14 protein-coding genes are annotated in these 14,862 nt (G+C 73.9%); all 14 read right to left on the bottom strand.

The features are described from left to right. Positions 1–87 precede the first annotated feature (87 nt). The 14 genes from J3P38_RS01310 to J3P38_RS01375 all read right to left on the bottom strand — a co-directional run bounded on the left by J3P38_RS01310 (position 88) and on the right by J3P38_RS01375 (position 14,851). Positions 88–828, bottom strand: coding sequence for a DivIVA domain-containing protein (locus J3P38_RS01310; protein ID WP_210438010.1), 741 nt, complete (start codon positions 826–828; stop codon positions 88–90). Positions 829–931: 103 nt separating this feature from the next. Next, positions 932–1,225: a YggT family protein gene (locus tag J3P38_RS01315; protein WP_210438012.1), complete on the bottom strand. Its 294-nt coding sequence runs from the start codon at positions 1,223–1,225 to the stop codon at positions 932–934. A gap of 14 nt (positions 1,226–1,239) precedes the next feature. Next, the gene (locus J3P38_RS01320) at positions 1,240–1,725 is read right to left on the bottom strand and encodes a cell division protein SepF (RefSeq protein ID WP_210438020.1); all 486 of its coding nucleotides are present in this window, start codon (positions 1,723–1,725) and stop codon (positions 1,240–1,242) included. A 61-nt stretch (positions 1,726–1,786) separates the two neighbouring features. Continuing rightward, on the bottom strand, positions 1,787–2,503 hold the full coding sequence (locus J3P38_RS01325; protein ID WP_210502456.1) for a YggS family pyridoxal phosphate-dependent enzyme: 717 nt from the start codon (positions 2,501–2,503) through the stop codon (positions 1,787–1,789). Further along, entirely contained in the window at positions 2,500–3,192 is a 693-nt protein-coding gene (pgeF, locus tag J3P38_RS01330) for a peptidoglycan editing factor PgeF (protein WP_210502457.1), read from the bottom strand. Before pgeF ends, J3P38_RS01325 begins: the two co-directional genes overlap by 4 nt. A 13-nt stretch (positions 3,193–3,205) precedes the next feature. After that, positions 3,206–4,435 carry a cell division protein FtsZ gene (gene ftsZ / locus J3P38_RS01335; protein ID WP_210502458.1) on the bottom strand — a complete coding sequence of 410 codons (1,230 nt, stop codon included), beginning with the start codon at positions 4,433–4,435 and terminating at the stop codon, positions 3,206–3,208. A gap of 178 nt (positions 4,436–4,613) precedes the next feature. Further along, positions 4,614–5,375 (bottom strand): cell division protein FtsQ/DivIB, encoded by a 762-nt coding sequence (locus J3P38_RS01340; protein ID WP_307807635.1) that lies wholly within the window; start codon positions 5,373–5,375, stop codon positions 4,614–4,616. Then, a complete protein-coding gene (gene murC, locus J3P38_RS01345; protein WP_210502459.1) occupies positions 5,376–6,788 on the bottom strand; it encodes a UDP-N-acetylmuramate--L-alanine ligase in 1,413 nt (470 codons plus the stop codon). Continuing rightward, positions 6,785–7,876 carry an undecaprenyldiphospho-muramoylpentapeptide beta-N-acetylglucosaminyltransferase gene (gene murG / locus J3P38_RS01350; protein WP_210502460.1) on the bottom strand — a complete coding sequence of 364 codons (1,092 nt, stop codon included), beginning with the start codon at positions 7,874–7,876 and terminating at the stop codon, positions 6,785–6,787. Before murG ends, murC begins: the two co-directional genes overlap by 4 nt. Positions 7,877–7,886: 10 nt before the next feature. Beyond that, positions 7,887–9,245: a putative lipid II flippase FtsW gene (gene ftsW / locus J3P38_RS01355; RefSeq protein WP_210502461.1), complete on the bottom strand. Its 1,359-nt coding sequence runs from the start codon at positions 9,243–9,245 to the stop codon at positions 7,887–7,889. 26 nt (positions 9,246–9,271) lie between these two features. Further along, positions 9,272–10,759, bottom strand: coding sequence for a UDP-N-acetylmuramoyl-L-alanine--D-glutamate ligase (gene murD / locus J3P38_RS01360; RefSeq protein WP_210502462.1), 1,488 nt, complete (start codon positions 10,757–10,759; stop codon positions 9,272–9,274). After that, positions 10,756–11,868 carry a phospho-N-acetylmuramoyl-pentapeptide-transferase gene (gene mraY / locus J3P38_RS01365; protein ID WP_210438043.1) on the bottom strand — a complete coding sequence of 371 codons (1,113 nt, stop codon included), beginning with the start codon at positions 11,866–11,868 and terminating at the stop codon, positions 10,756–10,758. The genes murD and mraY overlap by 4 nt, the downstream gene beginning before the upstream one ends. After that, positions 11,865–13,259 (bottom strand): UDP-N-acetylmuramoyl-tripeptide--D-alanyl-D-alanine ligase, encoded by a 1,395-nt coding sequence (locus J3P38_RS01370; protein ID WP_246855704.1) that lies wholly within the window; start codon positions 13,257–13,259, stop codon positions 11,865–11,867. Before J3P38_RS01370 ends, mraY begins: the two co-directional genes overlap by 4 nt. Before the next feature lie 5 nt (positions 13,260–13,264). After that, positions 13,265–14,851 carry a UDP-N-acetylmuramoyl-L-alanyl-D-glutamate--2,6-diaminopimelate ligase gene (locus J3P38_RS01375; protein ID WP_374222608.1) on the bottom strand — a complete coding sequence of 529 codons (1,587 nt, stop codon included), beginning with the start codon at positions 14,849–14,851 and terminating at the stop codon, positions 13,265–13,267. Positions 14,852–14,862 lie beyond the last annotated feature (11 nt).

Raw genomic sequence — 14,862 nt, forward strand, 5'->3', positions numbered from 1 at the left:
GGCCAGCCAACAACGCGGCCGCGCAAATGCGAGAACGACCACCCCGAAGGGCGGCCGTTCTCGCGTGCGGACGTGTGCGCTGGAGGCTCAGCCCTCGTCGTCGCCGAGGACGGAGCGCAGGCGCTTGGGCGCCGTGCCGCTGTCGACCGGGGCCTGGGTCTCGCTGCCGGCGGAGAGCGCCTCGAGCTGCTGCGTGAAGTACGTCTTCAGGCGGCTGCGGTACTCGCGCTCGAACTGGCGGAGGGTCTCGACGTCGCTGTTGAGCTTGTCGCGCTCCTTCTCCAGGTCGCCGAACATCTGCTGGCGCCGCTCGGCGGTCTCGGAGTCGAGCATCTGCGCACGCTGGCGGGCGTCGGCCTCCATGCGGTCGGCCTTCGTCTTCGACTCGGCCTCGAGGCGCTCGGCCTTGGTGCGGGCGGCGCCGACGATGCGGTCGGCCTCGTTCTTGGCCTCCTCGACGAGCTCGTCGGCGTTGCGCGTCGCGATCTCGAGCAGGCGGGCCGCGGCGTTGGAGGCGTCGGCGACGGTCTCCACGCGCATCGTCTGCACCGGCGCGGCGGCCGCGACCGGCGCGGGGGCCGGCTCCGGCTCGGGCTCGGGCTCGGGCTCCGGCGTGGGCGCGAACGACGCCGCGGGAGCAGGTGCGGAGGAGCCACCGGCCTGGGCCGCGGACAGCTTGGCCCGCAGCTCGTCGTTCTCCCGGGTGAGCCGGGCGAGCTCGGCCTCGACCTCGTCGAGGAACTGGTCCACCTCGCCCATGTCGTAGCCCTCACGGAGACGGACAGGCGTAAAGCGCTTGTTGCTCACGTCCTCAGGCGTCAGCGGCATGACCTCACCCAAACTTTCCACGATCGATTCACGGTGGCTCTGCTGTCAGGAGACAATAGCGCCCGGGACGCCACAGGGCACAGTGACCCGTGTGACGGATGGTTCAGAGCCCGAAGATGGTCACGACCACGTTGAGCAGCAACCAGGCCGCCACCATGACGAGCAGGAAGCTCAGGTCGAGCGCCACCGAGCCGATGCGCAGCGGGGGCACGACGCGGCGGAGCGCCACGATCGGCGGGTCCGTCGTGCTGTACACCCCCTCGAGGGCGACGAGGAGCGCCCCGCGGGGCTCCCACTGGCGCGCGAAGACCTGGACCCAGTCCACGATGAACCGGATCCACAGCAGCCCGATGAAGACGAGCAGGATGATGTAGAGGATCTGACCGAAGGCTTGCACGAGTCGAGTATCTGTCAGCTCTGGTTGAAGAAGCCGTCCTCGGCGATGCGCTCCTTGTCCTCCGCGGACACCGCCACGTTGGGCGGCGAGAGCAGGAACACCTTGTTGGTGACGCGCTCGATGGAGCCGCGGGTGGCGAAGATGAGCCCGGCGGCGAAGTCGACGAGGCGCTTGGCGTCGTTGTCGTCCATCTCGCTGAGGTTCATGATCACGGGGGTGCCGTCGCGGTAGTTCTCCCCGACCAGGCGGGCCTCGTTGTAGTTGCGGGGGTGGAGGGTGGTGATGCGGCTCAACTCGGCCACGACTCCTGTCTGGACCGGGGCCGGACGTCGGCGCTCCGCAAGGTCGGACACCGGGGCTGGGCGGCGCTCGCGCGCGACCGGACGCTGGTCGACGGCGTCGTGGGTCGTGGTCTCGGCGTCGCTCTCGTAGTCGTCGTAGTGGCCGGTGTCCTCGAGCAGGCCGAGGTACTCGCCGATCCTGCGCATCGCGCCGCTCATGAGACTGTTCCTCCGCTAGACCTGGCGCCCCGTGCGGGACACCTGTTGACTGTTGTGGACATTACTGGACCGCAGGCCTCGGACCGAGGACCGCGGAGCCGACACGCACGTGTGTCGCGCCGTGGGCGATCGCCGCCTCGAGGTCGCCGCTCATGCCGGCCGACAGCACGGTGGCGTCGGGGTGCTCGCGCAGGAAGTCGGCGCGGACATCGGCGAGCCGCGCGAAGGCGGTCGCGGGGTCCTCGCCGAGGGGTGCGACCGCCATCAGCCCGCGCAGCCGCAGCGCGTCGGCGCCGGCCACCAGCCGGGCGAGCTCGTCGAGGTCGGCAGGATCGGCACCCGACCGGTGCGTGGCGCCGGGCGGGTCGAGGCTGACCTGCAGCAGCACGTCGACCCCGGTGCCCGGCGGGCCGGTGCGGGCGTGGGCACCGCGCGACAGGGGGCCGACCAGCTTGGGGCGGTCGAGCGACTCCACCACGTCGGCGTACGACGCCACTGCTGCGGCCTTGTTGGACTGGAGCCCCCCGATGAAGTGCCACCGGAGGCGGAGGTCGGCGCACTCGGCGGCCTTGGTCTGGGCCTCCTGGTGCCGGTTCTCCCCCACGTCGGTCACGCCGAGGTCGGCGAGCAGCCGGACGTCGGAGGCGGGGAAGAACTTGGTGACCACCACCAGCGCGACGTCGTCCTCGGGCCGACCGGCCTCCGCGCACGCAGCACGGATGCGGCCACGCACGGCGTCGAGGTTCGCCGCGACCTCGTCAGCGCGTCGCCCGGTCACCGGTGGCTCCAGATGACGCCGGCGAAGCGGGTGGCCTCGGCGCCGTCGCGGCGGTAGGACGGCCACGCCGGGTCCTCGCGGGTGCAGGCGTCGACGCCGCGCACGTCGGTGACGCCGCAGGACGCGAGCTGGGCGCGCACGCCTGCACCGAGGTCGAGCGCGGGCGTGCCCCACGACGTGGTGGAGCTCGCCTCCGGCACCACGGCGACGACCTCGTCGCGCAGGGCGGCGGGGACCTCGTAGCACGCGCCGCACACGTGCGGGCCGAGCCAGGCCACGCTCGGGTCGGCGCCGTGCTCGCGCAGGGCCGTGACGGCGGCGGGGACGACGCCGGCGGCGAGCCCCGGTCGCCCGCTGTGCGCCGCGGCGATCCAGCCGGTGGCCGGGTCCGCCAGGAGCACGGGCACGCAGTCGGCGGCCCGGGCGAGCAGCGCCACGCCGGGCCGCGCGGTGATCATCGCGTCGCAGCCCGTCGCGCTCGTGCGCCGGTCGTCGACGACCTCCACGTCGGCCCCGTGGACCTGCCGCATCAGCACCGGCGTGGCCCCTGTCGCGCCGGCCACCTGCGCCAGCGCGGCAGCGCGCACGTCGTCGCCGGCGGCGTCGCCGAGGCTGAGGGACACGTCGGTGAAGGCGACCTCGATCACGAGGTCGCCTCCGATCCGGTCACGGTGGTGCAGGAGCGGCACGGTCGCGGTCAGCTCACTTCAAGAAGTCGGGCACGTCGAGGTCGTCGTCCTCGAACTGCACCTGCCGGGCCGGGCGGGCCGGTGCCGACGGGGTGGTCGGCTGCTGCGCCTGAGCGGGGGTCGCGGACTGCACGCGCGCCGGCTGTGCCGGCGTCGGCGCCGCGCCCGACGTGCCGGCAGGGGCCGCGGCGGGCGCCGCGGCCCGGGTCGCGACCTGCTGCGCCGGCACCCGGGCCTGCTCCTGCGCCTGCACCGGCTGCGGGCGCAGGACCGCGCCCTCCTGGCGGCGCTTGGGCATGCCCCCGTCGAAGCCGGCGGCGATCACGGTCACGCGCACCTCGTCGCCGAGGGCGTCGTCGATGGTCGCACCGAAGATGATGTTGGCCTCGGCGTGCGCGGCCTGCGACACCAGCGCGGCGGCCTCGTTGATCTCGAAGAGGCCGAGGTCGGAGCCGCCGGCGATGGAGAGCAGCACGCCGTGCGCGCCCTCGATGCTCGCCTCGAGCAGCGGGCTGGAGACGGCCATCTCCGCGGCGGCCACCGCCCGGTCCTCACCGCGCGCCGAGCCGATGCCCATGAGCGCCGAGCCGGCGTTGGCCATCACGGACTTGACGTCGGCGAAGTCGAGGTTGATCAGCCCGGGGGTGGTGATCAGGTCGGTGATGCCGGAGACACCCTGCAGCAGCACCTGGTCGGCCTGCTTGAAGGCGTCGAGGATCGACACGTTGCGGTCGGAGATCGACAGCAGCCGGTCGTTGGGGATCACGATGAGGGTGTCGACCTCCTCGCGGAGCTGGCTGATGCCCTCCTCCGCGGAGTTCGCGCGCCGCCGGCCCTCGAAGGCGAACGGGCGGGTCACCACGCCGATGGTCAGGGCGCCGAGCGAGCGGGCGATGCGCGCCACGACGGGGGCGCCGCCGGTGCCGGTGCCGCCGCCCTCGCCAGCGGTCACGAAGACCATGTCGGCCCCCTTGAGGACCTCCTCGATCTCGTCGGCGTGGTCCTCGGCGGCCTTGGCGCCCACCTCGGGGTTCGCCCCCGCGCCGAGGCCCCGGGTGAGCTCCCGCCCGATGTCGAGCTTGACGTCGGCGTCGCTCATGAGGAGTGCCTGGGCGTCGGTGTTGATCGCGATGAACTCCACGCCCTTGAGTCCGACCTCGATCATCCGGTTGACGGCGTTGACGCCACCGCCACCGATGCCCACGACCTTGATGATCGCCAGGTAGTTCTGCGCTGCTGCCACGGCTCCGGGGCCTTTCGTGAAGGGGATGCGAGTTCTGGGTGGACGGGTCGATCCGTCGTGCGACCCCCGGGCCTCACGGAACCCTAACCGTGAGCCTGAGGGTTATAGTTATGTCAACCTCGCCTTTCGCACGACCATAGGCAGGCGTGCGTCCCGAACCCGGGCCGACACGCCGCGTTCAGGGCCGGTAGGTGGGATTCCCCGGCACGCTGACGTCGTAGTACGGCGCCTCCTGGGCTGCCAGGAGCTTGTCGACCACCTCGGCCTTGAGCGCGGACTCCTCCGCACTCCCCCAGAGCACCTGTCGCCGGTCGCGCAGGACCAGGGTGATCTGGTCGACCGTCGCCACCTCGACGTGGTCCACGCGGGTGACGAGGTCCCGGGGCAGGGCGGAGACCACCGTGGCGGCCTCCCGCAGCGCGTCGGTGCCCGCCGCCGCGCCGGGCCGGATCCGCGGCATGCCCGGCGGCACCTTGTCGTACTCCCGGAACACGACGCCGTCGGGGTCGAGCCCCCGGAGCCGCCCGGCCAGCTCGACGACCGCGACGGCGGTGCGCTCGACGACCGCGATCCGCACGGCGTCGGGCCAGGTGCGCGAGACGTCGACCGACTCCACCTCGGCGAGCGAGCCCACCCGGTCGTCGGCACGGCCGAGGTCGACCAGCGCGAGCTGGTCGCCGAGAGGGACGTCGGCGATCTCGCGGATGCGGGTGTCGCTCAGCTGCTCGTTGCCCACGACCTCGACCTTCTTGACCTGCAGGAGCGCGGAGAAGAAGACGAGGTGCACCGACGCACCGAGGACGGCGAGGACGAGGAGCAGGGCCACGACGTAGCGGAGGGACAGCCAGCGCCGCGCCCACTGCCGCCGCGCGAAGCGGCGGCGGGTGCGCAGCGCTGCGCGGTCCTGCTGCTCCTGCACCTGCTGCTCCACCTGCTGCACTCACGCACCTCCGAGCAGCCCGAGCACCTGCGGCCCGACGCTCGTGACGTCTCCCGCGCCGAGGGTGATCACGAGGTCGCCGGGCCGGGCACGCTGGGCGAGCGCCTGCGCCGCGGCGCCGAGGCCGTCGACGTAGGTCACGTGCTGTGCCGGGAGCGGGACGGCGTCGGCGACGAGGCGGCCGGTCACGTCGGGGTCGGGGTCCTCGCGGGCGACGTAGACGTCGAGCACGACGACCTCGTCGGCCGCGCCCAGCTCGACGCCCATGGCCTCCCCGAAGATGCGGGTGCGGGAGACGAGGTGCGGTTGGAAGGCGGCGACCACGCGACCGTCCCCGGCGAGGGCGCGTGCGGCCTCGAGGTCGCCGCGGATCTCCACCGGGTGGTGGGCGTAGGAGTCGTAGACGCGGACCCCCGCGGCCTCACCCTTGAGCTCCATCCGGCGACCGGTGCCGGTGAACCCGCCGAGGCCCTCGGCCAGTGCCTGGAACGGGAGCCCCAGCCGCAGCCCCATGGCGAGCGCGGCGACGGCGTCGAGGACGTAGTGGCGCCCGGGGATGCGCAGCCGCAGCACGCCGAGGTCGGCACCGTCCTGGGACACCCGGCAGCTGGAGGTGGTGCCCTCGAGGGCCAGGTCGTGGATGCGGAGGTCGGCGCCGGGCGACTCCCCCACCGTCACCACGTCGAGGCCGCGTGCCCGCGCCCGGTCGGCGAGGTCGGCAGCGCCCGGGTCGTCGACCACGCAGACGAGGAAGCCCGACCGGTCGACGGTGCCGACGAACTCCTCGAAGGCCCGGCGGTAGGCCTCCTCGGTGCCCCAGTTGTCGAGGTGGTCGGCCTCGACGTTGGTGACGATCGCCGCGAACGGGCGGTAGTGGAGGAACGCCCCGTCGCTCTCGTCGGCCTCGGCGACGAAGAGGTCGTCCGCGCCCGCGTCGGCGTTGCGGCCCGTCGCCGTCAGGACCCCGCCCACGGCGTACGACGGGTCGACGCCGGCCGCGAGCAGCGCCGAGGTGAGCAGCCCGGTCGTCGTCGTCTTGCCGTGGGTGCCCGCGACGGCCAGGACCCGCGAGCCAGCCATGACAGCGGCCAGGCCCGCCGAGCGCGGGAGGATGCGCAGCCCCCGGCGCCGCGCCTCGAGCACCTCCGGGTTGTCCTCGCGCGCCGCGGTCGTGACGACGAGGGTGTCGGCGTCCCCGACGTGCGCGGCGTCGTAGCCGAGGTGGCAGGTCACGCCGAGCTCGCGCAGGGCGGGCAGGAACGGGGTGTCGTGGTCGTCGCTGCCCGTCACGGCGACGCCCCGCTTCGCCATGATGCGCGCGATCGCCGAGATCCCGGCGCCGCCGATGCCGACGCAGTGCACCCGGCCGAGCTCTGCGGCGGGCAGGACCTCGCCCGGGACGGGGATCCTCACCGGCCCGGACCCCCGCTCGCGGCGCCGGCGTCGAGGACCATCCGCGCGAGCTTCTCGTCGGCGTCGAGCGGGATGACGCCCCGGGCGGCCGCGCCCATCTCGCGCAGCCGCGCCGCGTCGGTCAGCAGCCCGGGCACGCTCGCCGCGACCCACTCGGCGGTCAGCGCCTCGTCGGAGACCAGCAGGCCGCCGCCGGCGTTGACGACCGGGCGCGCGTTGAGCGCCTGCTCGCCGTTGCCGATCGGCAGCGGCACGTAGACGGCCGGCAGGCCGACCCCGGAGACCTCGGTGACGGTGTTGCTGCCCGATCGGCACAGCACCGCGTCGGCCGCGGCGTAGGCCAGGTCCATGCGGTCGACGTAGCGGCGCACGACGTAGGGCACCTCGCCGGAGGCGACGTCGAGGTCGTGCTTGGGACCCACGACGTGCAGCACCTGCACGCCGGCTGCCGCGAGCGCGGGCGCGGCGCCCGAGACGGCGGCGTTGATGCGCGCGGCGCCCTGCGAGCCGCCCGTGACGAGGAGCGTCGGCAGGTCGTCGCGCAGGCCGAACGCCGACAGCGCCTCCTCGCGCAGCGCCGCGCGGTCCATCGTGGAGATCAGCCGGCGGACCGGCAGGCCGGTGCACACCGCGTGCGGCAGCGCGGTGCCCGGGAAGCTGGTGGCGACGTGCCGGGTCATCCGCGCGCCCAGCCGGTTGGCGACGCCGGGGATGGCGTTGCCCTCGTGGACCACGATCGGCACCCCCCGCCGGCGCGCGGCGAGGTACGCCGGGACCGACACGTAGCCGCCGAAGCCGACGACGACGTCGGGCCGCACCCGGTCGACCACCGCGAGGGCCGCGGCACGTGCGGCGCGCAGGCGGGTCGGCGTACGCAGCAGGTCGGGGCCGGGACGGCGCGGCAGCGGCACCCGGGGCACGATCTCGAGCGGCAGACCGGCCTCCGGGACCAGTCGCGCCTCCAGGCCCTCGCGGGTGCCGAGACAGGTGACCTCGGTCGCGGGGTCCAGGCGGCGCAGGGCGTCGGCGGTGGCGAGCAGGGGCGAGGTGTGGCCGGCGGAGCCGCCGCCGGCGAGGAGTACGCGCATCAGGGTGAATCTATCGAGAGCGGTGGTAGGACGCGGCAGCGGCGAGGCCCGCGGAGCGGTCGCGACGGCGTGCCGCCAGCGCCGCAGCGGCCTCCGGCTCGCGGCGCGCGAAGCCGATCAGCAGGCCGAGGGCGACCAGCGAGGGCAGCAGCGCGGAGCCGCCGTAGGAGACGATCGGCAGCGGGATGCCGATCACGGGCAGCACCGCGAGCACCATGCCGACGTTGATGATCATCTGGCCGAGCAGCCACACGACGATGCCGAACGTGGCGTAGCGGACGAACGGGTCCTGGGTGGTCAGCGCGACCCGGATCGCGGCGTAGGCGATGGTGAAGAACAGCACGATCACCAGGAGGGTGCCGGCCAGGCCCAGCTCCTCGCCGAGCACGGCGAAGATGAAGTCGGTGTGGGCCTCGGGCAGGTCGCCCCACTTCTGGGTCGAGGCGCTGATGCCCTGGCCGAACCAGCCCCCGCTCGACAGGGCGTAGAGGCCGTGCGCCGGCTGCCAGCCGGCGTCGGTGTAGTCCTTGAACGGGTCGGTGAAGTGGGTGATGCGCTCGAGGCGCTCGGGGTCGGTGGCGGCCAGCGCCACCGCGGCGACGCCGAGCACCGAGAGGCTGAGGCCGAAGAGCCGCAGCGGCGCGCCGACGACCCACAGCATCCCGAGCAGGATGGCGGCGAGCACCATCGCGGTGCCGAGGTCACGACCGACGAGCACCAGGGCGATGACGGCGAACAGGCCGGGGACCACCGGGACGAGCAGGTGGTGCAGCTCGCGCAGGCGGCGCTCCTTGTGGGCGTAGATGTTCGCGGCCCAGAGCACGATGGCCAGCTTGGCGACCTCGGCCGGCTGCATCGTGAACGGACCGATGGCGAGCCAGTTCTTGTTGCCGTTGATCAGCACGCCGAAGCGCGCCACCAGGGCGAGCAGCACCAGCGCGAGCAGGAATCCGGGGTACGCCAGACGGCGGACGTGCCTGACCGGGATCCGCGAGGCCACCCAGGCGCACGGCAGGCCGATCGCGACCCACATCAGCTGCCGCTTCACCACGGCGTAGGAGTCGTCGTAGGTGAGGTAGGACCGGACGCTGGACGCGCTGAGGACCATGATGAGGCCGATGGTGAGCAGCAGCGCGGAGGCGCCGAGCAGCAGGTAGTAGGACGTCAGCGGCGTGTCGATCGCCTCGCGGGTGCGCCGCCCTGCGGAGGCGACGCGCTCGCGCGCCGAGCGCCACGCGGCGGGCAGGCCCGAGCCGAGCGGTGCGCGGGCCTCGGGGTCCGCGGTCGTCGCGGACACGTCGGGGTGGAGGCCGGGGTGGACGCCGGAATGGCCCTGCACGGCGACGTCCTCGGGGTTCGCGGTGGTCATCGGTCGCGCTCCCCTCGTCCAGTGGTTCAGTCGGTGCCGGCGATCCTGCGGTGCACGGCGGCGGCGAACGCGTCGCCGCGCGCGCCGTAGCTGGTGAACATGTCCATGGAGGCGCAGCCCGGCGCCAGCAGGACGGTGTCACCGGACCTGGCGAGCCCGGCGGCGGCGTCGACCACGCGCTCCATCGGGTCCCCAGTCTCGTCAACGCCCACATCGATGACCGGCACATCGGGCGCGTGTCGCGAAAGAGCGTCCGCGACGACCTGCCGGTCCCGCCCGAGCAGCACGACGCCGCGCAGGCGGTCGCGCACCGCGAGCACGAGGTCGTCGAAGCGGGCCCCCTTCGCCAGCCCGCCGGCCACCCACACCACGTGCTCGTACGCCGCCAGCGAGGACTGCGCGGCGTGGGGGTTGGTGGCCTTGGAGTCGTCGATCCAGGTGACGCCGCCCGCCTCGGCGACGTGGGCGATCCGGTGGCTGCCGGGCCGGAACGCCCGCAGCCCGTCGCGCACCGCCTGCTGGCTGACGCCGTGCGCGCGAGCCAGCGCGGCCGCGGCGAGGGCGTTGGCGACGACGTGCGGAGCGGGCGAGGCGAGGTCGGCGAGCGTGCACAGCTCCGCCGCGCTGGTGGCGCGCTCCTCGATGAAGGCCCGGTCGACCAGGATGTCCTCGACCACCCCGACGTCGCCCGAGGCGGGAGTGCCGAGGGTGAAGCCGATCGCCCGCGCGCCCTCGACGACCTCGGCCCCGCGCACCATCTCCTCGGTCGCGGGGTCGGCGAGGTTGTAGACGCACGCCCGCTGCACGCGCTCGTAGATGCGCGCCTTGTCGGCGGCGTACCGCTGCATCCCGGTGCGGGTGTCGTCGCCGCCCGCCGGGTCGTCGTCGTACCAGTCGAGGTGGTCCTCGGCCACGTTGAGCACGACGGCCGACTCCGCGGACATGGAGTAGGTGTAGTGCAGCTGGAAGCTCGAGAGCTCCACGGCCAGCACGTCGTAGGGCTCGGGGTCCATCACGGCCTCGACGATCGGCAGGCCGACGTTGCCGACGGCGGCGGCGCGGAGGCCGGCCGCGGTGAGGATGGACTCCAGCATCTGCACGGTCGTGGTCTTGCCGTTGGTGCCGGTGACCGCCAGCCAGGGTGCGGGGCGCTCGGGGTCGCGCAGCCGCCAGGCGAGCTCCACCTCGCCCCACACGGGCACCTCGCGCGCGACGGCCTGGGCGAGCAGCGGTGCGCTGGGCCGCCAGCCCGGCGAGGTGACGACCAGGTCGACGTCGTCGGGCAGCACGGCGGTGGCGCCCGGCTCGAGGCGCACCGTGGCGCCGAGCGTCTCGAGGAGGCGCGCCTTCTCGGCCTTCTCCTCGGTCGTCGCGTCGTCGAGCGCGGTGACCTGGGCGCCGAGGAAGAGCAGGTTGTCCGCGGCGGCGAAGCCGGAGACCCCGAAGCCGGCGACCACGACGCGTACGCCGGACCAGTCGCTGGTGCGGCCGAGCGACTCCACGTCGTGCCTCATCCGATGCCCGCGACCCACTCGGCGTAGAAGATGCCGATGCCGGTGGCCACCGCGAGGCCGGTCACGATCCAGAACCGGATCACGATGGTGACCTGCTCCCAGCCGAGCATCTCGAAGTGGTGGTGCAGCGGCGTCATCCGGAAGACGCGGTGGCCGGGCTGGACCCGGAAGACGCTGCGGAACAGCCCGCTGGCCCGGCTGGCCTTGAAGACCGAGACCTGGATGATCACCGACAGCGTGATGACGACGAACAGGCCGCCGATGATCAGCAGCAGCAGCTCGGTGCGGGTCATGATGGCGAAGCCGGCCATCGCGCCGCCGAGGGCGAGCGAGCCGGTGTCGCCCATGATGATCTGCGCGGGCGAGGCGTTCCACCAGAGGAACCCGAAGCAGGCACCGGTGATGGCCGCCGCCACCACGGCGAGGTCGAGCGGGTCGCGCACCTCGTAGCACTTGGGCCCGGCCTGGAGCGCGCACGACTGGCTGTTCTGCCAGATGTTGACCAGCGTGTAGGCGGCGAAGATGAGGATCGACGCGCCGGTGGCGAGGCCGTCGAGGCCGTCGGCGAGGTTCACCGCGTTGCTCGTGCCGGTCACGATCAGCCAGACCAGCAGGATCGCCAGGACCGTGGGCAGCGAGAAGCCCTCGTAGTCGCGGATGAAGGAGATGTGGTCGGAGGCCGGACGCCAGCCCCGATCGTCCTCCAGCACCGGCGAGAGCGCGAGGAAGCCGAACACCACGGCGACCAGCGTCTGCCCGATCATCTTCGCGCGGCTGCGCAGGCCGAGGTTGTGCTGCCGGCTGACCTTGAGGAAGTCGTCGAGGAAGCCGACCGCACCGAGCCCCACCAGCAGGAACAGGAGCAGGAGCGCCGAGGCGCTCGGCGCCTGGCCGGTGATGAGCTTCGCGGCGAGGTAGCCCACCACGCTCGCCAGCACGATCACGGCGCCGCCCATCGTCGGCGTGCCGCGCTTGGTGTGGTGCGTCGTCGGGCCGTCGTCGCGGATCGGCTGGCCGAAGCCCTGCCGGGTGAAGAACCGGATGGCGTAGCGCGTGCCGAGCAGCGAGATCAGCAGGGAGAGTCCTCCTCCGAACAGGATGGCTCTCATGTGGTGCTCCCTTCCTCCTCGGACACGAGGAGGTCCTCGGCGATCAGTTCCAGAGCCGCTCCCCGCGATGCCTTCACGAGGACGACATCAGCAGCCGAGACATTGTGCCGCAGCCACTCCGCCGCCGCGTCACGCCCCGCCGTGGGGATGCTCACTCCGCCGCGGCCGGCGCGCTCGAACCCCTCGGCGATGCCGTCCGCCTCGGGCCCGACGGTGACCAGCACGTCGACGCCCGACTCGGCGGCGTGGGCGCCGACGCCCCGGTGGGCGTCCCGGGCCCCGGCGCCCAGCTCGAGCATCTGGCCCAGGACGGCGACCGTGCGGCGGCCGCTGCGGGCGCCGATGCCGGCCAGCGTCTCCAGCGCGGCGCGCATCGACTCGGGGTTGGCGTTGTAGGCGTCGTTGACGACGACGAGGCCGTCGGCGCGCTCGCCCACCTCCATCCGCCACCTGCTGGCCGGGACCGCGTCGGCGAGGGAGTCGGCGACGGTGTCGAGGTCCAGACCCGCCGCCAGCGCCATCGCGGCGGCCGCTGCGGCGTTGCGCCACTGGTGCGTGCCGACCTGCGCGAGGTGGACGGTGGCGTGGGAGCCGCGGTGCGCGAGCTCGAAGGACTGCCGGCCGAGCTCGTCGGAGGTGATCTCGCTGACCGCGACGTCGGGCGGTGGGCCACCGGGTGGGCCGCTGCCGAACGTGGTGACGGCTGCGACGGTGCGCTGGGCCATCGCGGCCACGAGCTCGTCGTCGGCGTTGAGGACGGCGGTGCCGTCGGGCGGGAGCGCCTCCACGATCTCCCCCTTGGCCGCCGCGATCGCCTCCCGGCTGCCGAACTCGCCGATGTGGGCGGTGCCGACGTTGAGGACCGCGGCCACGCGCGGCGGCGCGATCGCGCACAGCTCCGCGATGTGCCCGACTCCACGGGCGCCCATCTCGACGACGAGGTAGCGCGTCTCAGGCGTGGCGCGCAGGACGGTGAGCGGCACCCCGAGCTCGTTGTTGAAGTTGCCGCGGGTGGCGACCGTCGGCCCCGCCTCGGCGAGCAGGTGCGCGAGGTAGTCCTTGGTGCCCGTCTTGCCCTGGGAGCCGGTCATCGCCAGCACCGTGACCTCGGGCAGCCGGTCGACGACGTGCCGGGCCAGCACGCCGAGCGCGGCCGTGACGTCGTCGACGACGACGGTGGGCAGGACGGTCGGGCGGCTGCCGAGCGCGGCGACCGCGCCGGCCTCGGCGGCCGCGCGCGCGAACTCGTGCCCGTCGGCCCGCTGCCCCGCGATCGCGACGAAGAGCCCGCCGGGCTCGGGGGTGCGGGTGTCGAGGAAGGCTCCTCCCGTGACGACGGCATCGCCGTGCGCCGTCCCGCCCACGACGTCGGCGATCTCCGCCAGGGACATCTCGATCACGCGCCACCTCCGCTCTCGCGCTCGGCACGCACGGCGCGGACCTCCTCGGCGGCGACCCGGCGGTCGTCGAAGGGGTGCACCACCCCGTCGACCTCCTGCCCGGACTCGTGCCCCTTGCCGGCCACCAGCACGACGTCGCCGGGGCGCGCCCGGCGTACGGCCTCCCGGATCGCCAGCCGCCGGTCGCCCACCTCGAGTACCTCCGCCGAGCCGCCCCGGGTCCCTGCCAGCACGGCCGCACGGATGGCGGCGGGGTCCTCGGTGCGCGGGTTGTCGTCGGTGACGATGACGACGTCGGCGAGCCGGGCGGCGATCTCGCCCATCACCGGGCGCTTGGTGGTGTCGCGGTCCCCGCCGGCGCCGACGACGACCACGACCTGGCCGTCGGTCAGGGGCCGGAGGGTGGCCAGCACGGCCTCGAGGGCATCGGGCTTGTGGGCGTAGTCCACGACGAGGGTGTGGTCCTGACCGGCTGCGACCTGCTCGAGCCGCCCGGGCACCCCGCCGACGCGGGCGATGCCCTGGGCGACGACCCGCGGGTCGAGGCCGGCGAGCGCTGCGGACGCGATCGCGGCCAGGGCGTTGGAGACGTTGAACTCCCCCGGGATGCCCACGGAGGCGCCGAGCTCGACCCCCGGCCCCACGACCGTGAAGGTGGCCCCGGCCGCGGTGAGGTCGACGTCCACGGCGCGCCAGTCGGCGTCGGCACCCCGGGAGGAGTAGGTCGACATCGGGACGGTGGCGACGTCGAGCAGGCGACAGCCGAACTCGTCGTCCACGTTGGTCAGTCCCCGGGCGGCGCGCTGGGGGGTGAAGAGGCTGGCCTTGGCGGCGAAGTAGTCGTCGAGGTCGGCGTGGAAGTCGAGGTGGTCGCGGCCGAGGTTGAGGAAGGTGGCGACGTCGAAGACGACGCCGTCGACGCGGCCGAGCACGAGCGCGTGGCTGGAGACCTCCATGGCGCAGGTGTCCACCCCCCGCTCGCGCATCACGGCGAACAGGCCGTGGAGGTCGGGCGCCTCGGGGGTGGTGAGCTGCGTCCTCACGTCCTCGCCCGCGATCCGCGTGCCGACCGTGCCGATCACCGCCGAGGTCACGCCCGACGCGGTGAGGCCCTGCTCCAGGACGCGGGTGGTGGTGGTCTTGCCCTGGGTGCCGGTGACTCCGATGACGCGCAGGTCGGCGGCGGGATCGCCGTAGACGTGGGCGGCGAGCCGGCCCAGGACGCGGCGGGGCTCCGGGACGACGATCGCCGGTGTCCCGGACGGCAGCCGGTCGAGCCCCGCCGGGTCGGTGAGCACGGCCACGGCGCCTGCGGCGAGCGCCCGGGCGGCGTGGTCGGCGCCGTGGGCCCGCGTGCCCGGGAGGGCGGCGTACAGGTCCCCGGGCCGCACCCGCGCGGTGCTCAGCGAGATGCCGGTGACCGCGACGTCCAGGTCGCCGTGCCGGGTCACGCCGACGGTCGGGGCGGCGTCGGCCCCGGGACGGCCGAGCCAGTCGGCCAGGGCTGCTGCGGAGGTCGGGTGGACGGTCCGGGGCCTGGTCGCTGCCGGGTCCTGGCGCGACGGGTCCGCTGACTGGTCCACCGACCGAGCGT

Origin of the sequence: Nocardioides xinjiangensis (genome assembly GCF_017916455.1) — a bacterium.
GTDB lineage: Bacteria > Actinomycetota > Actinomycetes > Propionibacteriales > Nocardioidaceae > Nocardioides > Nocardioides xinjiangensis.